The sequence below is a fragment of the Sphingomonas sp. VDB2 genome (assembly GCF_047946695.1).
Taxonomy (GTDB): domain Bacteria; phylum Pseudomonadota; class Alphaproteobacteria; order Sphingomonadales; family Sphingomonadaceae; genus Sphingobium; species Sphingobium bisphenolicum.
The window spans coordinates 2,607,350-2,627,178 of the sequence record NZ_CP159615.1; the positions used below are offsets into that span (position 1 = coordinate 2,607,350).

A 19,829-nucleotide genomic window follows, 5' to 3' on the forward strand; every position below is an offset into this window, starting at 1 on the left:
TATTGCCTTCGCCCTGCTGTGTCCGCATAATCACCCACAGTTCCGACGCGGCGAAAAGTCGTGCGGACCAGGAGAGGATAGACCCATCATGACAGACAAGAGTCTCTGGACATCTGCCGCCATCGCCGCATTGGTCATGGGCGCATCCGCCGCGCAGGCGCAGGACGGAATGCAGGACGGGACGGCGCCGCAGCCGGTCGTGGACGATATGGGCGCGAACATCATCGTCACCGCCACCCGCCGCGCCAGCCCCCTGTCCGACGTGCCCATCGCGGTGTCTGCGGTGGGCGCGCAGGCGATGCAGAATAGCGGCGCGAGCGACATCCGCACGCTGAACCAGCTGGCTCCATCGCTGCTCGTCTCCTCCACCGGGTCCGAAGCCAATGCCTCCGCCCGCATCCGCGGCATCGGCACGGTCGGCGACAATCCCGGCCTGGAAAGCTCGGTCGCGGTGTTCATCGACGGCGTCTATCGCTCGCGCACCGGTGCGGGCCTCAACGAACTGGGCGAGATCGAACGGGTCGAGGTGCTGCGCGGGCCGCAGGGCACGCTGTTTGGCCGCAATGCGTCGGCGGGCCTGATCAACATCATCAGCAAGGCGCCGGAAAACAGCTTCCATGCCAAGGGTGAGATCACCTATGGCAATTATGACTATTGGCGCCTGTCGGGCCGCGTCACCGGGCCGGTGGCCGAGGGTATCGCGCTGAGCCTCGACGGCGTGTGGAGCAAGCGCGACGGCTTCTACAAGCTGGTCGACGGCGCGGGGAAGACGGTCGGCGACACCAATGACCGCGACCGCTATTTCCTGCGCGGCCAGGCGCTGATCGAACCGAACGACGCGCTCTCCATCCGACTGATCGGCGATTACACCAATCGCGATGAAAGCTGCTGCGGCGCAGCCTATATCGAAGCGCGCGAGAGGCGGCCGGTGGCGGGCGGCGGTTACAGCGATGCGCCGTTCAACCGCATCGCAGCGATCCTGGCCGGCCAGGGCAGCGTTATCCCGGCCGATCCCTATGATCGCGAACTCCATGTCACGCCGGGCCGCGACTATGTCAGCAAGCTCAAGGATTGGGGCGTGTCGGGCGAGATCAACTATGATTTCGGTGGCGCCAAGCTGACCAGCATCACCGCCTATCGCGATTATAAATCCCGCGACTATGGCGATTACGACTATAATCGCGCCGACCTTCTTTACCGCGATCCCAACACCTATCGCCAGTTCAAGACCTTCACGCAGGAATTGCGGTTGCAGGGTTCGGCCTTCGCCGACAAGCTCGACTGGCTGGTCGGCGGCTATTACGCCAATGAGAAGCTGACGCTGCAGGACAATATCCGCTTCGGCGCGGATTATGGCCGGTTCGCGGCCTGCCGCCTGATGGCGGGGGCCAGCGTGAACAGCAATTTCACCGCGCCGCAGCTCGCAGCCTGCGGCAGCGGCCTTGCCACCCAGCCGCTGATCAACGGCACGCAGGCACAGCTCAATGCAGGGCTGACCGCGGCCCTGATCGCGCGCGGCGTGCCCGCGCCGATCGCGGCAGCGCAGGCCGGGGCGATTTCCACGGGCCTGGGCAATGGCCTGCGCGCTTTGGCCGCAATTCCGGAGGGTACGGGCGACGTCGCGTCGCTCTATCGCCAGAAGAGCGAGAATTGGGCGCTCTTCACCCATAATATCGTCCACATCACCAACCGGCTCGATCTGACGCTGGGCCTGCGCTACACCCATGAAAGCAAGCGCTTCTCGGCCGATTTCAACAATAATAACGCGACCTGCGCGGCCTTGCAGGCGTCCGGCCTGCCCGGCATCGCCACCAACCCGGCACTGGGCAGCGCGGCGACGCTGGCGGGCGGCATCCTGACTCTGGGATGCCTGGGCAACGGGTCCACCGGCCTCAATGCGCTCGACCTGAACGACAAGATCAGCGACGGCGAATTTTCCGGCACGGCGGTGCTGTCGTGGAAGCCGATCGACGAATTGCTGCTCTATGGCAGCTATTCGAAGGGCTACAAGGCGGGCGGCTATAATCTCGATCGTTTCCAGCTCGGATCGACCGGCCTGAACGCCATTCCCGCCGTCTTCTCGCCGCGCACCAATGCCGACGTCACCAGCCTGCGCTTCGCTGCGGAAAAGGTGGATTCGTTCGAAGTGGGCCTGAAATATGTCCAGCCCAAATGGAGCGTGAACATCGCCGCCTTCCGGCAGGAGTTCAAGAACTTCCAGCTCAACACCTTCAACGGCACCAGCTTCGTCGTGCAGAATATCAATGGCTGTGACGGGGCGCTGTCGGCGGCCCGCACCTGCGACAGCGGCGATGTCGGGCCGGGCCTGATCAGCCAGGGCGTGGAACTGGAAGCGTCGGTCACCCCCGCGCGCAACTTCCGCGTGTCGGGCGGCGCGACCTATGCCCGCGCCAAATTCGCCAACCGTCTGGTGGGCAGCGGCGACGGCAGCGTGCCGCTGGACACCGCACTGTTCCTGCTGCCCGGATCGATCAACAGCAATGCGCCCAAGCTGGTGACGACCGCCAGCGTCGCGTGGACCCCGGACATCGGCTCATCGGGCCTGTCGGCCCTCTTCTACGTCGATGGCCGCATGACCAGCGACTATAATACCGGGTCCGACCTGTTCCCCGAAAAACGGCAGGACGGCTATGCCATCGTCAATGCCCGCGTCGGCATCCGCGGTGCGGACCAGCGCTGGGCGGTGGAGTTCTGGGGCCAGAATATCTTCAACCAGAATTATACCCAGGTCGCCTTCTCCAGTCCGCTCCAGTCGAGCAGTCCGGGCACATCGACCACCGGCCAGTTCGCGCTGGGCGCACCGATGGCGAACCAGCTCATCTCCGCCTATCTGGCCGAACCGCGGACCTATGGCATCACGCTGCGCGGGAGTTTCTAGGCGCGGGAGTTTCTGAGCATCCCTCTCCCGCTCGCCGGTACGGGGCGAGCGGGGGATGGCCTTTCCCCAAACAGCGCCGTGCCGACGCGAATGTCGGTCGCGCCCAGCATGATGGCGGTTTCATAATCGCCCGACATGCCCATGGAAAGGCGCTTCAGCTCCTCTTCCCGCGCGATCTTCGCCAAGAGCGCGAAGAAGGGTGCCGCCTCGATATCGGCCGGCGGGACGCACATCAGGCCCAAAACAGGGATATCGGCGGCGCGCGCCGCTGCGATCAATGCAGGCAGATCGGCTATGGCACAGCCGCCCTTCTGCGCCTCCGCGCCGATATTGACCTGGATGAAACAGGAAACGCGCTTGTCCGCTGCGTCCATCGCTTTCGCCAGCGCGGTGAGCAGCGAGGGACGATCGAGGCTGTGGATGACGTCGAACAGCGCGACGGCGTCGGCGGCCTTGTTCGACTGGAGCTGGCCGACCAGATGCAGTTCGACGGCGGAAAATTCCTCGCGCAGCGCGGGCCATTTCTCCTGCGCTTCCTGCACCCGGTTTTCGCCGAAGCGGCGTTGCCCGGCATGGAGCAGCGGGCGGATCGTGTCGGCGTCGTGGGTCTTGGACACCGCGATCAGGCGGATGTCGTCGGCGGTGCGCTGCGTCAGGCGCGCGGCGCGGTCGATGCTGTCGCGCAGGGTGGCGAGGCGCTGCGCCGCGTCGATAAGGCTGTCTGTGGTCATGCGCGCTGCTATAGGCGAAGCCCATGGATGGTCGCCACCGCAAAAAACGCCCTGCCCTCTGGCTGATGACCGACGAGCGGGTCGCGCCGGCGGCGTTGCTGGCGGCGGCCGCGCGCCTGCCCAAGGGTGGCGGCGGCATCGTCTTTCGCCATTACCGGACCGATCCGGCGGCGCGGCGCGCGCTGTTCGCGGCGCTGCAGGCGATCGCGCGGCGGCGGCGGCTGGTGCTGATGCTGGCCGGGCCGGTGCGCGATGCGGCGGCGTGGCGGGCCGATGGCGCGCATGGGCGGGACGCGCGTCGGGCGGCCCGCCCCCTGTTGCGCAGCCGCGCCGTCCATGATGGGCGGGAGGCTGTGGCGGTGCGCCGGGCCGGCGCCGATCTTTGCTTCGTCTCCCCTCTCTTCCCGACCCGGTCGCATGTCGGAGGGCGCGCATTGGGGCGGGTGCGCTTCGCCGCCCTGGCACGGCAGGTCGATGTGCCGGTCATGGCGTTGGGCGGCGTGCGCCGGGGGCATCGGCCTATGTTGCGGGGGATCGGCGCGGACGGCTGGGCCGCGATCGACGGGTTGACGGACTAAGCCGCCAGATCAGCTCCAGTCCACCCGCGTCCACCCGCGGTCCTCCGCCAGCCTGGCCAGCGGCTTGTGCGGGTTGGAGGCGAAGGGGATATCGGCGAACTCCAGCATCGGCGCGTCGGAGACATGGTCGGAATAGGCGCGGATATGCGCCTGCGCGCGGTCGATCGCCTGCGACGCCATCCATGCCTTGATCATCCGCAGCTTGCCGGTGTCGTAGCAATTTTCGCCCGCGATCTTGGCGCGGACATAGCGCAGATCCTGGCTCAGATGATCGGTGGCGATCACCGCGTCGAAGCCTAGCCGCCGCGCGATCGGTTCGACATAGAGGCGGTAGGAGGCGGTGGCGAGCACCAGCGTATAGCCGTCGGCGCGATCCTGCGCGATCTGCGCCACCGCGCCGGCGCGCAGGTTGCGGGCGATCACCCGGTCGGCATAGCTTTCGACATGGGGCATCAGTTTCGCGCGTTCGACGTTGAAGCCGATCATCAGCGCCTGGTTCAGTTCCTTCAGCCGCTGGCGACTGATCAGCTTCACCACATAGGCGAGCATCAGCAGGATGACGCAGGGAAAAAGCACCAGTCGCCATGGCGCCATATGCCCCGCCACATGGATCAGGAAGCCTGTATAGGTGCCGCTGAAGGTCACCGTGCGGTCCATGTCGTAAATGGCCAGCCTGTGCGTCGTCATGCCGTTTCCGAAACTTTTCTGTCCGCCCTTCGTTCTGGCTTGCGGATGGGCCGTTTCGGCTTGCCGTGCAACCGATAATGGACCAGTAATCCCATCGCATGAATAAAGCCGCCGAACTTGCCGAGGAACAGCGCGACGGCAGCAATGTGGTCCGGCTTTCCGGATCGCTCGCGATCGCCTGTCTGGGTGACCTGCCCGACCGGCTGGACGCCGTGCAGGAACCGGTCGGCGCGATCGACCTGTCCGCTGTCGACCACATGGATACGATCGGCGCCTGGACCGTGCATCGCGCGACCAAGCGGCTGGGTTGCGAGGTCACCGGCGCCAGCGACGATGCGCGCCGCCTGATCCATGCGGTCGGCGAACTGGACGAGCCGGTGCCGATCCGGCCGGCCTATGTCCATCCGCTGCGTCGCGTCGTTGGCCAGATTGGCGAAGCGGTGATCGCGTCCGGCGCGACCCTGATGGGGCTGCTCGGCTTTTTCGGCGCCACGCTGATCGCGACATGGAGCGTCATCCGCCATCCACATCGCTTCCGCATCAATGCGGTGGTGCAGCGGTTCGAGGTGGTCGGCGTGTCGGCGCTCGGCATTATCGGCCTGATGAGTTTCCTCATAGGTATCGTCATCGCCCAGCAGGGGTCGGTGCAGTTGCGCCAGTTCGGCATGGAGATGCTGACGATCAACCTGGTCGGCCGGCTGACCTTCCGGGAACTGGGCGTGCTGATGACCGCGATCATGGTTGCGGGGCGTTCCGGTTCCGCCTTCGCCGCGCAGTTGGGCACGATGAAGCTGACCGAAGAGGTCGATGCGATGCGCACCATCGGCGTGTCGCCGATGGAGGCGCTGGTGCTGCCACGCACGCTCGCGGTCGTCATCATGATGCCGCTGCTGGGCTTCTACGCATCGGTGATGGCGGTCGTCGGCGGCGGTTTCCTCTGCGCGATCGCGCTGGAGATTCCGCCCATCACCTTCATCCAGCGACTGAGGGAGGTCGTGCCGATTACCGACCTGTGGGTCGGCCTCATCAAGGCGCCCGTCTTCGGCATCATCATCGCGCTGTCGGGCTGCTACCAGGGTATGCAGGTGAAGGCCAATGCCGAGGAAGTCGGCCTGCGCACCACCGCGGCCGTGGTGCAGGCGATCTTCCTGGTGATCGTGATCGACGCCTTTTTCGCGGTCTTCTTCACCTGGGTAGGCTGGAACTGATGAGCGAAGAAGAGATTCAGCGCGCCGAGGAAGAGCGGATCGAACAGGCGGTCGAGACGTCGGATATCGCTATCTCGGTGCGCGGGCTGCGCAACAGTTTCGGCGACCAGGTGGTGCATGACGGGCTGGACCTGGACGTGCGCAAGGGCGAGATATTGGGCGTGGTCGGCGGTTCCGGCACCGGCAAGTCGGTGCTGATGCGCGCGATCATCGGCTTGCAGACCCCGGACGAGGGCGAGATTCACGTCTTTGGCGAATTGATGATCGGGCGGCTGGATGACGAGGCGCTGGCGATCCGCAAACGCTGGGGCGTGCTGTTCCAGGGCGGCGCGCTCTTTTCGACCCTTACGGTGGCCGAGAATGTCGAGGTGCCGATCCGCGAATATTATCCCAATATCGGGGCGGAGTTGCGCGACGAGATCGCTGCCTACAAGATCCGCATGACCGGCCTGCCGACCGAAGCAGGCCCCAAATATCCGGCTGAATTGTCGGGGGGCATGAAGAAGCGCGCCGGCCTCGCCCGTGCGCTGGCGCTGGACCCCGACCTGTTGTTTCTGGACGAGCCCACGGCGGGCCTGGACCCGATCGGCGCGGCGGCGTTCGATGAGATGACGCGCAAATTGCAGCAGACGCTGGGCCTGACCGTCTTCCTCATCACCCATGATCTCGATACGCTCTATTCGATTTGCGACCGGGTGGCGGTGCTGGCCGACAAAAAGGTGACGGCGGTGGGTACGATCGAGGAATTGCTGGCGACCGATCATCCCTGGATTCAGGAATATTTCAACGGTCCGCGCGGCCGGGCCGCGACCGCGGCGGTCTCGCGCGAAAAGGACCGGGAACAGACACAGGCGGCGCTCAGTCCGCCGGACGGAAGGCGATAGGATATGGAAACCCGCTCCAATCATGTGCTGGTGGGCGCAGTCACGCTGTTGCTGCTGGCCGCGATCATGGCCGCCGCCTTCTGGTTCTCGCGCATCTCCGATGGCGAGAATAAGGAGTATGACATCTTCTTCAAACAGTCGGTCAATGGCCTCGCCAAGGGATCGAGCGTCAATTATTCGGGCGTTCCATCGGGCAAGGTGGAGAAGATCGAGCTGTGGAAGCGCGATCCGAGCTTCGTAAAGGTCCGCATTTCGGTGAAGGACGGCACCCCCGTCCTGCAGGGTACGACCGCGACCATCGCCGGCGTCGGCTTCACCGGCGTCAGCGAAGTGGTGCTGGACGGCGCGGTCAAGGGCGCGCCGCCGATCGCCTGCCCCGCCGACAATGTGCTGGCCGCCTGCCCTGATGGCGTGCCGGTGATACCTACCAAGCCGGGCGCGCTGGGCGAGCTTCTCAACAATGCGCCGCAACTGCTGGAGCGGCTGTCGACGCTGACCGAGCGCCTGACCGAATTGCTGAATGACAAGAATCAGCAGTCGATCGCGGGCATATTGGCCAATGTCGAGCGGGTATCCGGCGCGCTGGCCGATCGCAGCCCCGAAATCGCCGCTACCCTGGCCGAAGCCCGCATCGCGGTGCAGCGCACGGGCGTCGCGGTCGAACAGATCGGCAAGCTCGCCGCCACCACCGATACGATGCTGAACGAGGAAGGCCGGCCGCTGATGGGCGACTTGCGCAAGAGCGTGCAGGCTGCGACCCGCAGCATCGAGACGCTGGACAAGACTATCGGCGAGGCGCAGCCGGGCGTGAAGCAGTTCAGCACGCAGACCATGCCGGAGGTCAACCAGCTGGTCCGCGACCTGCGCGAAATGTCGCGTTCCTTCCGCGGCGTTGCGGAAAAGCTCGACCAGCAGGGCGCCGGATCGCTGGTCGGATCGCCCAAGCTGCCGGACTATAAGCCATGATCGCGGACAGGATGATGAGAGAGATGCGGACCATGTTCCATGTGAAACACCCCGGCGCGAACCGGAAGGGCGCGCTGACCGCGTTGACCGCCGCTTTCCTGCTGTCGGGTTGCGTATCCTTCGGCGCCAAGCCGCCGTCGCAATTGCTGACGCTGGATGCGGCGCAGAAGGTGCCTTCAGGAGCGTCGCGGGTGGCGGGCGGCGGGCGAACGCTGATCGTCGCCGATCCCGATGCGCCCAAGATGCTGGATACGGTGCGCGTGCCGGTGCAACTGGGGCCGACATCGGTCGCCTATGTGACCAAGGTGCAATGGGCCGACACGCCCCGCCATCTGTTCCGGCGCCTGCTGGCCGAAACCATCTCCGCCACCACGGATCGGGTGGTGCTGGATTCGGGGCAGTTTTCGGGCGACGGCGGGCAGCGGCTGAGCGGCGAACTGGTCGCTTTCGGACTGGATGCGGCGAGCAACAATGCCGTCGTCACCTATGATGCCGTGCTGACCACCCCCAATGGCGTCGCGCTGGCGCGGCAGCGGTTCACCGCCAGCCAGCCGGTGGGCGGCAAGATCGAAGCCGGGACGATCGGGGCGCCGATCAATGTCGCGGCGAACAAGGTGGCAGCCGACGTGGCGGCCTGGGCCGCAGCGGTGAAGGACTGAGCATCCTGCCGGTTCGCGTCGCGCCTGGACGCGGACCGAACCGGCGATGCCCGCTTATTCCAGGCTCTTGCCTGCCTGCTCGGTCACGTCCTTGGACAAGCCCGATTGCGCCAGGATGCGTTGCAGTTCCGCCCGCATCAGCGCCGCGCGCCCTTCCTCGAACCGTTTCCAGCGACCCAGCGGCGGCACCAGCTTCGCGGCGGTCTGTGGGTTGAGCCGGTCCAGCGCGATGATGCAGTCGGCCAGCAGGCGGTAGCCCTTGCCCGACTTGTGGTGGAATCCCCATTGGTTGCCCGCAAAGGCGCCGAACAGCGACCGCACCCGATTGGGGTTGGCGAGCGTGAAATTCTTATGCTCGCTCAGTTGCGCCACCAGTTCCACCGTGTCGGGATGCAGCGCGAACGCCTGGGTCTGGAACCATTTGTCCAGCGTCAGCGCGTCCGCGGCATAGCGATTGTAGAAAATGTTCGAGCGCCGCCTCGCGCTCCGGGCTGGCGCCATTGGCCAGCGTGCCCAGCGCCGCCTGCCGCTCGGTCATATTATCGGCTTCGCTGAACTGGGCGAAGGCGATGGCGGGGCCGTCCTGCGCGCCCGACGCCACCAGATAATGGAGCGCCGCGTTGCGCAGCTTGCGGGCGCCCTTGGCGGCCGGCGAGAGGGAGAAGGCGTTGGCCTTCGTCCGGGCATGGATATCGCGCCAGAATGGCTCCAGCGCCGCCCCGATCTGCTGCTGCAGGGCATCGCGCGCGGCATGGATGGCGTCGGGATCGACCAGGCGCATCTGATCGCCCAGATAGGCTTCGCTGGGCAGGCGGATCGCTTCCGCGACGAAGGCCGGGTCGAGCAGCGGATCGGTGATGATGTTGCGCACGGCATCGACAACGTCCGCGTCGTCCGTGGCATGACCGGCGATGCGGCCGACCAGCACATTGACCATCAACTGTTGCATCGCCTCATAGCGGGCGAAGGGATCGTCATCATGCGCCGACAAAAAGGCGAGATCGGCCTGGCTGCGATTCGTCTCCACGATCACCGGCGCGGAAAAGCCGCGATTGATCGACAGGATCGGCGCAGCAGGGAAGCTGGTGAAGGTGAAGCTCTGCCGGCCCTCCGTCAGCATCAGCAGCTCGTCGCCGCGATGCTCCCCGCTCGCGGGATCGAACAGGGCGGTGCGCAGCGGGATCGCCATGGGCTGCTTGTCCACCTGGCCCGGCGTCGGCGGCATCGTCTGGTCCAGCGTCAGTTCGACGCTTTGGCTCACCGGATCATGGGTGACGAGCGCGCGGACATGGGGCGTACCGGCCTGCTCATACCAGAGGCGGAACTGGGTCAGGTCGATGCCCCCACCCTCTTCCATCGCCAGCACGAAATCCTCGCACGTGGCGGCCTCCCCGTCATGCCGGTCGAAATAAAGGTCAGTACCCGCCCGGAAGCGCTCCGCCCCCAGCATCAAGGCCATCATCCGGATCAGCTCGGCGCCCTTATTATAGATGGTCGCCGTGTAGAAGTTACTGATTTCCATATAGGATTCGGGACGCACCGGATGGGCTAGCGGGCCTGAATCCTCCGGGAACTGGCCGGCGCGCAGGATGCGGACATCCTCGATCCGCTTGACCGCATGGCTGCCCATGTCGGCGGAAAAATTCTGGTCGCGGAAGACGGTGAAGCCTTCCTTCAAGGAAAGCTGGAACCAGTCGCGGCAGGTGACGCGGTTGCCAGACCAGTTGTGGAAATATTCATGCGCCACCACGCCTTCCACCCCGTCATAATCGATGTCGGTCGCGGTTTCGGGATCGGCCAATATGTAGCGCGAATTGAAGATGTTGAGGCCCTTATTCTCCATCGCGCCGAAATTGAAGTCGGCGACCGCGACGATGTTGAACACGTCCAGATCATATTCGCGGCCATAGACCCGCTCGTCCCATGCCATGCTGTTCTTGAGCGCCTGCATGGCGTGATCGGTCCGGGCGATATCGGCTTCGCGCACCCAGATACCGAGGGTGACTTCCCGCCCGCTCATCGTCACGAAGCGGTCGGCATTGCAGGCAAGATCGCCCGCGACCAACGCGAAGAGATAGCAGGGCTTGGGAAAGGGATCGTTCCAGCGCGCCCAGTGACGGCCGCCGGTCAGGTCGCCCTGTTCGATGGGGTCGCCATTGGCGAGCAGGATCGGGAAACGCGCCTTGTCCGCTTCCATCCGCACGCTGTAGCGCGACAATATGTCGGGGCGGTCGGGGAAGAAGGTGATGCGGCGGAAGCCTTCCGCCTCGCACTGGGTACAGAGCAGGCCGCCGCTGGCATAAAGGCCCATCAGCTTGCTATTGCCCTCTGGCGACAGCTCCACCAGCGTTTCGACGCTGTGCGCGCTGTCGGGTAGCGCGATGATGAGCGCGCCGGCTTCCAGATGCCATTCGTCCTGCGCCAACGGGCGGCCATCGACGCAGACCGCCAGCGGCACGATGCCTTCGCCGTCGAGGCGCAGGGGGCGGTCGTGATCGCCGTTGCGCGTGACCGACAATGTCGCGCGCACCTTGGTCAAAGCAGGATCGAGATCGAAATCGAGCGTGACATCGGGGACGAACCAGTCGGGCGGACGATAGTCCAGCCGGCGGATGATGACGGGCGCAGCGGCGTGGGTGGAGATCATGTCGGCCATCCCCGCAACCTAGGGAGCGGGGGGCGAAAAGACCAGTGGGCTTTGCGGATGCGCTGCCCGAACTTCGCGAACGTCGCGCTTATGCGCTGTGACGAATCGTGGGCAACGGCCGCTAGATGCGTTCGCCCGACAGGCGCTGGCACAGCATGTCGAGCTGATCGAGATTGGAATAGCGCAGCGCCAGGATGCCGCCGGTCGATGCGCCTTCATGCGCGATCTCGACCTTCAGGCCCAATATGTCGGCCAGATGCTGTTCCAGCGCCGCGATGTCCGGGTCTTTGTCGCCGTTTCCGGCATTGCGCCGGGCGGCGGGCGCGTCGGCGCCGGTCTTGACCCGGCGCACCAGCTTCTCGGTGTCGCGGACCGACAGGCCCTTATCCTCGACCTGCCGCGCCAGCGCCTCGCAATCAGGCACGCCGATCAGCGCGCGGGCATGGCCCATGCTGATCTTGTTCTCCATCACCTGCTGCTGCACCGTCTGGGGCAGTTCGAGCAGGCGCATCAGGTTGGCGACATGGCTGCGCGATTTGCCGACGATGCGGCCCAGCGCATCCTGGCTGTGATGAAATTCGGCGATCAGCTTGCGATAGGCTTCCGCCTCTTCGATCGGATTGAGATCCTCGCGCTGGATATTTTCGATCAGCGCGATTTCGAGCGTTTCCTGCTCGTCGAAATCGCGGACGATCGCCGGGATACGGTGCATCTGCGCCCGCTGCGCCGCGCGCCAGCGGCGTTCGCCGGCGATGATCTGGAACCCGCCGCCATGGGGGCGCACGATGATCGGCTGGATCACGCCGCGCTTGGCGATGCTTTCGGCCAGTTCCTGCAACGCGCCTTCGTCGAAATGGCGGCGCGGCTGCTCGGGGTGCGGCTGGATCAGTGAGACTTCGATGCTCTGCACCGCCTTGCCATTGGCGGGGATGGCGCTGGGCGACACCGGTTCCTCGCGCGCGACGTCACCCAGCAGGGCGGACAGGCCGCGGCCCAGACCATGGGGGCGCTTGGCGATCTTGGGCTTGTCGGTCGTTTCGTCGCTCAAGCGGCAACCTCCTGTCGGGGCAGTCGGGCGATCAGTTCGCGCGCCAGACGCATATAGGCTTCGGACCCCGAACAGCGGAAGTCGTAGATAAGGGCGGGCACGCCGTGGCTGGGCGCTTCCGACAAGCGAACGTTGCGCGGGATGACGGTCGAAAAGACAAGATCGCCGAGGCAGGCGCGCACATCGTCGGCCACCTGATCGGTCAGGCGATTGCGGCGATCATACATGGTCAGCGCCACGCCCATGATCGACAGGCCGGGATTGAAGCGGCCGCGGATACGCTCGACCGTCTGGAGCAGTTGCGACAGGCCTTCCAGCGCGAAAAATTCGCACTGCAACGGGACCAGCAGATATTGCGCGCCGACCATCGCATTGATGGTCAGCAGGCCCAGCGACGGCGGGCAGTCGATCAGGCAGATGTCCCAGCGGCCCGGTTGGGCTTCGGCCAGCACGCGCTCCAGCCGGTGGGTGCGTTCCTCATAATCGATCAGTTCGATCTCGCAGCCAGACAGATCCTGTGTCGCCGGGACCAGGTCCAGCTTGGGAACGCGGGTTGCGATGACGGTATCGTCCAGCGCGCAATTGCCGACCAGCAGGTCGTAGCTGGACTGGGCGCGATCGGCATGGCCGACGCCCAGGCCAGTGGAGGCATTGCCCTGTGGGTCAAGATCGACCAGCAGCACGCGCAGCCCGGTCGCGGCCAGACCGGTGGCGAGATTGATCGCGGTGGTGGTCTTACCCACGCCGCCCTTCTGATTGGCGATGGCGATGCGGATCATCCTTAGCCTTTCCTTTTGGCGGGTTTCACGGCGTGGGCAACGATGATGGCGCTATCGGCGTCCGTTACGCTGGGTTCCACGTGAAACACACCTTGCCATGCCGGACGCGCCGCCTCCAGTTCATTTTCTGCATTTCGTCCCTTGGGCAGCACCCAGAGGCTTTTTTTATCCGAAAGATGGAGCGCCGATTCAAACAATTTAGGCAGAGGCGCATAGGCGCGCGCACTGATGACAGCCGCATGGGCTGGCGGCACCATTTCGACCCGGCCGCCGAAGACGCGCGCGTGGGTGAGGCCCAATTCGGCGATCACGCCTTCCAGAAAATCGATCCGCTTGCGCCGGGATTCGACCATCATCAGCGGCCGGCCGGACAGGCAGGCCAGCACGATACCGGGCAGACCGGCGCCCGATCCGAGATCGATCCAGTCGCCATCGCTCGCATCCCTGGTGTGCAGGAGCAGCTGCGCGGAATCGACGATATGCCGCGCCCAGACATGGGGCCGGGTCGATTGCGCGATCAGATTCTGCTCATCCATCGCGGACAGCAGGATTGCGACATAGCGTTCCAGCCTGTCCCATGTTTCACGTGAAACATCGCACTGCGCCGCTAGCCAGGCGCGGGCTTCCTCTTCGGTCACGCCGCCACCCGGCGGACATGGACGAGGATGGCAGCCAGCGCCGCGGGGGTGATACCGCGGATGCGACCGGCGGCGGCCAGCGTATCGGGGCGGGCGGCGTCAAGACGTTCGATCATCTCGGTGGACAGGCCACCGATAGTGCGGAAGTCGAAATCGGCGGGGATGATGACACGCTCGTTCCGGCGTAGTTCGGCAATCTCGCTATCCTGCCGTTGCAGATAGGGGGCGTAATGGGCGTCCTCCCATATTTCGTCGCGCATGTCGGCGGGCGCGTCGCGCAGGGCAGGCGCGAGCGTACAGAGCAGGTCCCGATCGACTTCAGGGAAGCGCGCCCAGTCGAACAGGCTGCGTCGCGCGCCATCCTGCCGGACCGCTGCGCCGGCGCGCGCCATCTCACTGGCGGTCCTCGGCTGGGCCAGTTCGGCTTCGATCGCGGCGAGCCGGGTCTGGCGGTCAGCCAGTCGTGCCGCGCGATCGGCGCCGATGACGCCATGGGCCAGGCCGATCGGGCCTAGCCGTGTTTCCGCATTGTCGGCGCGCAGCCGCAGCCGATATTCGGCGCGGGCGGTCAACATGCGATAGGGTTCGGTCACGCCCTGCAAAACCAGGTCGTCGATCATCACGCCGATATAGGAACTCGCGCGGTCGAGGATCATCGGCGCGTCGCCGCGCGCGCGGGCAGCGGCATTGACGCCGGCGATCAGCCCCTGGGCGGCCGCCTCCTCATAGCCGGTCGTGCCATTGATCTGGCCGGCGCAGAAAAGGCCGGGCAATTGCCGCACCTCCAGCGTGGAATCGAGTGCGCGCGGATCGACATGGTCATATTCGACCGCATAGCCCGGCACAGCAATCTCGACCTGCTCCAGCCCCGGCATCGACCGCACCATCGCGATCTGCACATCGGTTGGCAGCGATGTGCTGATGCCGTTGGGATAGACGAGCGGATCGTCCAGCCCCTCCGGTTCCAGGAAAATCTGGTGTCCGTGGCGGTCGCCGAAGCGCAGCACCTTGTCCTCGATCGACGGGCAGTAACGCGGCCCCCGCCCTTCGATCGCGCCGCTGAACAAGGGCGACCGGTCCATGCCGTCCCGGATGATCGCATGGGTCGCGTCATTGGTGCGGGTGATGGCACAGGCGAGTTGCGGCAGGACGCGGCCCGGCGAGAGCGGCGACATGGTCCACCCCTCCCCGTCCGACGGCTGTGTTTCCAGACGCGCCCAGTCGATGGTGCGGCCGTCGAGGCGCGGCGGCGTTCCGGTCTTGAGCCGGGCGATCGGCAGGCCGAGGTCGCGCAACTGGACGCCCAGCGCGCTGGCGGCGCGTTCGCCGATCCGGCCGCCGGTTTCGCGCTCATCGCCGCGAAAGAGCTTGCCGCCCAGGAAGGTGCCGGTCGCCAGCACCACGGTTGGCGCTGCGATGGTCCGGCCATCGGCCAGCGCTACGCCGGCGATCGCGTCGCCCGCGATCAGCAGCGCGTCGGCCTCCCCTTCGACGATCTCCAGCCCCGCCTGCGCGTCGAGCATCTGGTGAATGGCTGCGCGATAGCGTTTGCGATCGGCCTGCACGCGCGGTCCCTGGACGGCGGCGCCCTTGCTGCTGTTGAGCATCCGATAATGGATGGCGGCAGCGTCTGCCGCGCGGGCGATCAGCCCGTCGAGCGCATCGACTTCGCGCACCAGATGGCCCTTGCCCAGCCCGCCGATCGCCGGGTTGCAGGACATGGCGCCGACGGTGTCGCGGGCGAAGGTGAGCAGTGCGACCGACGCGCCCTTGCGCGCAGCTGCAGCGGCGGCCTCGCAGCCGGCATGGCCGCCGCCGACCACGATCACATCATAGCGTATTTGCATGAGCCGCCCCTTATCAGAATGAGGGGGGTGGGGTCAAAAGCGTTCCACGTGGAACATGCATCATTTGCCGATGCAGAAGCCCGAAAAGAGACGGTCGAGCATATCTTCTGTCCCCGCCTGCCCCGTCAGCGCGTCGATGGTGCGGCGTGCCTGGCGCAAATCTTCGGCGATGACGAGCAGATCGGAGGTCGCGCCCGCCGCGTCGAGAAGTGCGTGCAACTGTCCAACTTGCTGTCTCTGTCGCGCATGCAGGGCATAGTCGCCCTCCCCGGGCAGCAGCGCAGCGGCACGGCTCTTAAGTGTGGCGATCAGCCTGTCCATGCCTTCACCGGTACGGGCGGAAAGGCGCAGGCCGGGGCGATCCGCCTCGCTGCGGTCGGACTGGGCGGCGACCAGCAGGGCGTCGGTGCGCGGCAATTCAGCCGCATCGCCCAGCCACAGGATGATGTCGGCCGCGTCCAACGCCGCGCGGGCGCGGTCGATGCCGATCGCCTCGATCGCATCGTCCGTCTCCCCGCGCAGGCCGGCGGTGTCGGTGAACAGGAAGGCGGTGCCGCCGATCGCGGCGGGGACTTCGATCCGGTCGCGGGTGGTGCCGGCAATGTCCGACACGATCGCCGCCTCGCGCCCGACCAACGCGTTGAGCAGGGTGGACTTGCCGGCATTGGGTGGCCCGGCCAGCACCACGCGGATGCCGTCGCGCAGACGCTCGGCGGATGGGGCGGCGAGGATGACGGCGACGTCCTGCGCCAGCGCGGCGATCCCCTCCCCGATCCGCGTTTCGATCGCGGCGTCGGGCACGTCATCCTCGTCGGAAAAATCGAGCGCGGCTTCGGCCATGGCGGACAGGTCGAGCAAGGTGCGACGCCAACCGTCGATGCGGCGGGAAAAATGCCCCTCCGCCATCAACAGGGCGGCGCGGCGCTGGCCCTGGGTTTCGGCGGCGAGCAGGTCGGACAGGCCCTCCACCGCGTTGAGGTCCATACGGCCATGGGTGAAGGCGCGCCGGGTGAACTCTCCGGCTTCGGCGCGGCGCAATCCCGGCATGGCGGCCAGCGCCGCTTCGACCGCGGCCACCACGGCGCGGCCGCCATGACAATGGAGTTCGGCCATATCCTCACCGGTGACGGTGGCGGGACCGGGCAGCCAGAGCAGCAGCGCCCGGTCGAGCGGCGCATCGTCGCGCGGGTCTTTCAGCAGCGCCAGGCTGGCGGTGCGGGGGGATGGCAAGCGGCGGGCCAAAGCAGCAAGCGCTGCCCCGGCCCGGACGCCGCTGATCCTTATGACCGCAATCCCCGCCGGCGGGGCACCGCTCGACAGGGCGAAGATCGTGTCGCCGTCGGAACCGGACACAGGCCTATTTCTTGTCGCCGCCGGACATGCCCGCCAGGCCCATATTCATCATCTGCTGGAACAGGCGCATCCCCGCATCACCCATGGGCGAGAAGCTTTTGAACAATGTTTCCATCTGCTCGACATTGGCGACGCCGTCGAAGCCGTCGAGCATCGTCTTGATATATTTATCGTGGATGGGGGTGACATCGGGCAGGCCCAGGAAAGAGCGGGCTTCGGCCGGAGTGCAGTCCACGTCGACGGTAACCTTCATGTCGCTGCCCTTCCCTTGGCCTTTGCATCCACTGCGCGCTGTCATGCCGCAATTGCCGGCATCAAGGCAAATTTTTAAACGCGACAGGCGGTTGCGCCTCCGCCCGGATCGGCCAATATGCGCTCCATTCTCATAGCGGAAAGGATATCGGCATGGGCGAGTTCACTTCTATCACGACCCTGGACGGTGACGCACAATTCGACGCCTATGTGGCGAAGCCCGAAGGCGAGGCGAGCGCGGCGATCATCGTCATCCAGGAAATTTTCGGGGTGAATGAAGGCATTCGCCGCAAATGCGATAGCTGGGCAAAGGCCGGCTATGTCGCCTATGCGCCCGACCTGTTCTGGCGGCAGCAGCCGCATGTCGAACTGGATGCCGATGTGCCCGAAGAGTTTCAGACTGCACTCGGCCTGATGCAGAAGCTCAACCAGGACCAGGCCATTCGCGATATCGAGGCGACGATCAAGGCGGCGCGCCCCGCCGCTGGCGGCGGCAAGGTAGGACTGGTCGGCTATTGCCTGGGCGGGCGGCTGGCCTTCATGAGCGCCTGTCGCACCGATGGCGATGCGTTCGTCGCCTATTATGGCGTCGGCATCGACGGCTTGCTGGGCGAACAACATGCGATCGGCAAGCCGGTGCTGCTGCATGTGCCGACCGCCGACCATTTCGTCCTGCCCGACGCGCAAAAGGCGATGCATGAGGGGCTGGCCGACAATCGCCATGTCACGCTGCATGACTATGCAGGGCTGGATCATGGCTTCGCAGCGGAGATGGGCCAGCGTCGCGACGAAGAGGGCGCCGAACTGGCGGATGGCCGCACCGCTGATTTCTTCGCCGAGCATCTCGCCGGATGAGCGGCGCATGGCGCATGGTCGCCCGCGCTCATGGCGGGCCGGAGGTGATCGCGCGCGAGGATTTCGATCCCGGCGCGCCGGGTGAAGGCGAGATATTGATCGCGCAGGATGCGGTCGGCCTCAACTTCATCGATACCTATTATCGCACCGGCCTCTACCCGGCCCCCTTGCCCACCCCCCTGGGGTCGGAGGGGACGGGACGGATCGCCGCGATCGGACCGGGCGTGACCGGTTTTGCGGTCGGCGATGTCGTTGGCTGCACCACCGGGCTGGGCGCCTACGCTACCCATCGGATCGTCGCGGCGGATCGGGTGGTGCGCATTCCCGATGGCGTATCGACGCAGGATGCGGCGGCGATGATGCTCAAGGGCATGACCGCCTGCTATCTGGCCGAAGACACGATCGCGCTCCGGGCCGGGCAGGTCGCGCTGGTTCATGCGGCGGCCGGCGGCGTCGGCTCCGTCCTCGTCCCCTGGCTGCGCGACAAGGGCGTGATCGTCATTGCCCATTGCGGATCGGCAGAAAAGGCGGCCAGCGTCGATGCCGACCAGAGCCTGCACGGACGTTTCGATGATCTGGCTGCGCGTGTGCGCGACCTGACCGGGGGCCAGGGCGTGGACGTGGTCTATGACGGCGTGGGCAAGAATAGCTGGGCCGCCTCGCTCGCCAGCCTCAGGCGGCGTGGGCTGATGGTCAGCTATGGCAATGCGTCGGGGGCAGTGCCGCCGGTCAGCCTGCTGGACCTGAGCCGCGGCGGATCGCTCTATGTCACCCGGCCGACCCTGTTCGACTATATCGCGACGGCCGAGGAACTGGCGCATAGCGCAGACCGGTTGTTCGACCGGATGCGACGCGGCGTGGTGAAGGCGGTGATCGGCCAGCGTTTCGCCCTGGCGGATGCGGCCGAGGCGCACCGCGCGCTGGAGGCGCGGCAGACGACGGGGGCGACGATCCTCATCCCCTGATGCTCTGCTGAAGCACGAAAAATGGGGGCGGAACCGATATGGTTCCGCCCCCATTTTTGCGCGTCCGGCCATTCAGCCGAACAGCGTCAATATCCCGACCTGATGGTCGACAAAGCCTTCATAGATCATCTTGACCGCGACATAGATGATGACGGCAAGGCCGAGATAGGCGATCCAGCGGAAGCGTTCGATATATTTGGCGATGATGTTGGCGGCGATGCCCATCAATGCCACGGACAGGATCAGCCCGATGATGAGGATGCCGGGATGGTCCTTCGCGGCGCCCGCAACCGCAAGCACATTGTCCAGGCTCATGCTGACGTCGGCGACCGCCACGGCCCAGGCAGCCGCAGCGAAGCTCTTGGCCGGGCGCAGGCCCGACACATCGTCATCGCTGCTGTCGCCCGGCGTGTCCCCGCCCCGCTTGGGATGGAGTTCGCGCCACATCTTGAAGCTGACCCACAGCAACAGCAGCCCACCGGCCAGGATCAGCCCGACGATCTGCATCAACTGGCTGACCACCAGCGCGAAGGCGATGCGCAGCACCAGCGCGGCGATGATGCCGATCAGGATCACCTTCTTGCGCTGGGCGGCCGGAAGCCCCGCCGCCAGCGCGCCGACGACGATCGCATTGTCGCCGGCCAGGAGAATGTCGATCATCAGCACCTGCCCGAAGGCGGCCAGCGCGCTGGGTGAGGTTATATTGCTGAAATCATTGACGATATGCTGCCAGATATCGGCGGGAGAGCCGAGGCCCTGGGCCGCCGACGCGGCGGTGGCGATGAGGTCGATCATGGCGGCCTGCTAACGTCCCTGTCTGTAGGAAGAAGAAA

At 65.8% G+C, this 19,829-nt stretch carries 17 protein-coding genes and 1 pseudogene; 8 read left to right on the top strand and 10 right to left on the bottom strand.

All coding sequences use genetic code 11. The annotated features are described in order from the left end of the window. The first annotated feature begins 88 nt into the window (after positions 1-88). Entirely contained in the window at positions 89-2,899 is a 2,811-nt protein-coding gene (locus ABT375_RS13045; RefSeq protein ID WP_224546626.1) for a TonB-dependent receptor, read from the top strand. On the opposite strand, the gene ABT375_RS13050 is transcribed toward ABT375_RS13045, so the two are convergent. Continuing rightward, complete coding sequence (locus ABT375_RS13050) at positions 2,896-3,630, bottom strand: YggS family pyridoxal phosphate-dependent enzyme (RefSeq protein WP_416462863.1); 735 nt, start codon at positions 3,628-3,630, stop codon at positions 2,896-2,898. The genes ABT375_RS13045 and ABT375_RS13050 overlap by 4 nt on opposite strands. A gap of 23 nt (positions 3,631-3,653) precedes the next feature. Between ABT375_RS13050 and ABT375_RS13055 the strand changes: the two genes are divergently transcribed. Then, positions 3,654-4,208 carry a thiamine phosphate synthase gene (locus ABT375_RS13055; RefSeq protein WP_416462865.1) on the top strand — a complete coding sequence of 185 codons (555 nt, stop codon included), beginning with the start codon at positions 3,654-3,656 and terminating at the stop codon, positions 4,206-4,208. A gap of 9 nt (positions 4,209-4,217) precedes the next feature. Here ABT375_RS13055 and ABT375_RS13060 read toward each other — a convergent pair whose 3' ends face one another. Continuing rightward, entirely contained in the window at positions 4,218-4,895 is a 678-nt protein-coding gene (locus tag ABT375_RS13060) for an HAD family hydrolase (protein ID WP_416462867.1), read from the bottom strand. 98 nt (positions 4,896-4,993) lie between these two features. On the opposite strand from ABT375_RS13060, the gene ABT375_RS13065 reads away from it, so the two are divergent. Genes ABT375_RS13065 through ABT375_RS13080 form a run of 4 tightly spaced genes read left to right on the top strand, consistent with a single transcriptional unit; the run spans position 4,994 to position 8,612 of the window. Next, the gene (locus tag ABT375_RS13065; RefSeq protein ID WP_224546632.1) at positions 4,994-6,103 is read left to right on the top strand and encodes an MlaE family lipid ABC transporter permease subunit; all 1,110 of its coding nucleotides are present in this window, start codon (positions 4,994-4,996) and stop codon (positions 6,101-6,103) included. Continuing rightward, positions 6,103-6,987, top strand: coding sequence for an ABC transporter ATP-binding protein (locus ABT375_RS13070; protein WP_416462870.1), 885 nt, complete (start codon positions 6,103-6,105; stop codon positions 6,985-6,987). The genes ABT375_RS13065 and ABT375_RS13070 overlap by 1 nt, the downstream gene beginning before the upstream one ends. A gap of 3 nt (positions 6,988-6,990) precedes the next feature. Next, positions 6,991-7,953, top strand: coding sequence for an MlaD family protein (locus tag ABT375_RS13075; protein ID WP_224546634.1), 963 nt, complete (start codon positions 6,991-6,993; stop codon positions 7,951-7,953). 32 nt (positions 7,954-7,985) lie between these two features. Further along, a complete protein-coding gene (locus ABT375_RS13080) occupies positions 7,986-8,612 on the top strand; it encodes an ABC-type transport auxiliary lipoprotein family protein (protein WP_224546728.1) in 627 nt (208 codons plus the stop codon). Between the two features lie 54 nt (positions 8,613-8,666). Here the strand turns inward: ABT375_RS13080 and pepN are convergent. The 7 genes and pseudogenes from pepN to ABT375_RS13115 all read right to left on the bottom strand — a co-directional run bounded on the left by pepN (position 8,667) and on the right by ABT375_RS13115 (position 17,177). After that, positions 8,667-11,268 (bottom strand): annotated as a pseudogene (gene pepN / locus ABT375_RS13085) (aminopeptidase N). Positions 11,269-11,380: 112 nt separating this feature from the next. Beyond that, complete coding sequence (locus tag ABT375_RS13090; protein ID WP_224546636.1) at positions 11,381-12,307, bottom strand: ParB/RepB/Spo0J family partition protein; 927 nt, start codon at positions 12,305-12,307, stop codon at positions 11,381-11,383. Beyond that, positions 12,304-13,086 (bottom strand): ParA family protein, encoded by a 783-nt coding sequence (locus ABT375_RS13095; RefSeq protein WP_224546637.1) that lies wholly within the window; start codon positions 13,084-13,086, stop codon positions 12,304-12,306. Before ABT375_RS13095 ends, ABT375_RS13090 begins: the two co-directional genes overlap by 4 nt. Before the next feature lie 2 nt (positions 13,087-13,088). Next, on the bottom strand, positions 13,089-13,724 hold the full coding sequence (gene rsmG, locus ABT375_RS13100; RefSeq protein WP_416462872.1) for a 16S rRNA (guanine(527)-N(7))-methyltransferase RsmG: 636 nt from the start codon (positions 13,722-13,724) through the stop codon (positions 13,089-13,091). After that, on the bottom strand, positions 13,721-15,571 hold the full coding sequence (gene mnmG / locus ABT375_RS13105) for a tRNA uridine-5-carboxymethylaminomethyl(34) synthesis enzyme MnmG (RefSeq protein ID WP_416462874.1): 1,851 nt from the start codon (positions 15,569-15,571) through the stop codon (positions 13,721-13,723). The genes rsmG and mnmG overlap by 4 nt, the downstream gene beginning before the upstream one ends. 60 nt (positions 15,572-15,631) lie before the next feature. Continuing rightward, positions 15,632-16,924 (bottom strand): tRNA uridine-5-carboxymethylaminomethyl(34) synthesis GTPase MnmE, encoded by a 1,293-nt coding sequence (mnmE, locus tag ABT375_RS13110; RefSeq protein WP_416462876.1) that lies wholly within the window; start codon positions 16,922-16,924, stop codon positions 15,632-15,634. Between the two features lie 4 nt (positions 16,925-16,928). Next, entirely contained in the window at positions 16,929-17,177 is a 249-nt protein-coding gene (locus ABT375_RS13115) for a DUF6489 family protein (protein WP_066607277.1), read from the bottom strand. Between the two features lie 152 nt (positions 17,178-17,329). Here ABT375_RS13115 and ABT375_RS13120 point away from each other — a divergent pair, with 152 nt between their 5' ends. Together ABT375_RS13120 and ABT375_RS13125 are read left to right on the top strand one after the other, a co-directional pair. After that, a complete protein-coding gene (locus ABT375_RS13120) occupies positions 17,330-18,031 on the top strand; it encodes a dienelactone hydrolase family protein (RefSeq protein WP_224546642.1) in 702 nt (233 codons plus the stop codon). Further along, on the top strand, positions 18,028-18,996 hold the full coding sequence (locus tag ABT375_RS13125) for a quinone oxidoreductase family protein (protein ID WP_416462878.1): 969 nt from the start codon (positions 18,028-18,030) through the stop codon (positions 18,994-18,996). Before ABT375_RS13120 ends, ABT375_RS13125 begins: the two co-directional genes overlap by 4 nt. A gap of 72 nt (positions 18,997-19,068) precedes the next feature. Here ABT375_RS13125 and ABT375_RS13130 read toward each other — a convergent pair whose 3' ends face one another. After that, the gene (locus ABT375_RS13130; protein WP_224546646.1) at positions 19,069-19,791 is read right to left on the bottom strand and encodes a YjbE family putative metal transport protein; all 723 of its coding nucleotides are present in this window, start codon (positions 19,789-19,791) and stop codon (positions 19,069-19,071) included. Positions 19,792-19,829: the final 38 nt, after the last annotated feature.

Excerpts from the sequence above, each read along its gene's own strand:
- ABT375_RS13095 (WP_224546637.1), bottom strand. The coding sequence starts at position 13,086 with ATGATCCGCATCGCCATCGCCAATCAGAAGGGCGGCGTGGGTAAGACC.
- ABT375_RS13080 (WP_224546728.1), top strand. The coding sequence starts at position 7,986 with ATGTTCCATGTGAAACACCCCGGCGCGAACCGGAAGGGCGCGCTGACC.
- ABT375_RS13075 (WP_224546634.1), top strand. The coding sequence starts at position 6,991 with ATGGAAACCCGCTCCAATCATGTGCTGGTGGGCGCAGTCACGCTGTTG.
- ABT375_RS13120 (WP_224546642.1), top strand. The coding sequence starts at position 17,330 with ATGGGCGAGTTCACTTCTATCACGACCCTGGACGGTGACGCACAATTC.
- ABT375_RS13115 (WP_066607277.1), bottom strand. The coding sequence starts at position 17,177 with ATGAAGGTTACCGTCGACGTGGACTGCACTCCGGCCGAAGCCCGCTCT.
- ABT375_RS13045 (WP_224546626.1), top strand. The coding sequence starts at position 89 with ATGACAGACAAGAGTCTCTGGACATCTGCCGCCATCGCCGCATTGGTC.
- ABT375_RS13055 (WP_416462865.1), top strand. The coding sequence starts at position 3,654 with ATGGATGGTCGCCACCGCAAAAAACGCCCTGCCCTCTGGCTGATGACC.
- ABT375_RS13125 (WP_416462878.1), top strand. The coding sequence starts at position 18,028 with ATGAGCGGCGCATGGCGCATGGTCGCCCGCGCTCATGGCGGGCCGGAG.
- mnmG (WP_416462874.1), bottom strand. The coding sequence starts at position 15,571 with ATGCAAATACGCTATGATGTGATCGTGGTCGGCGGCGGCCATGCCGGC.
- ABT375_RS13050 (WP_416462863.1), bottom strand. The coding sequence starts at position 3,630 with ATGACCACAGACAGCCTTATCGACGCGGCGCAGCGCCTCGCCACCCTG.
- ABT375_RS13060 (WP_416462867.1), bottom strand. The coding sequence starts at position 4,895 with ATGACGACGCACAGGCTGGCCATTTACGACATGGACCGCACGGTGACC.
- ABT375_RS13130 (WP_224546646.1), bottom strand. The coding sequence starts at position 19,791 with ATGATCGACCTCATCGCCACCGCCGCGTCGGCGGCCCAGGGCCTCGGC.
- ABT375_RS13070 (WP_416462870.1), top strand. The coding sequence starts at position 6,103 with ATGAGCGAAGAAGAGATTCAGCGCGCCGAGGAAGAGCGGATCGAACAG.
- ABT375_RS13065 (WP_224546632.1), top strand. The coding sequence starts at position 4,994 with ATGAATAAAGCCGCCGAACTTGCCGAGGAACAGCGCGACGGCAGCAAT.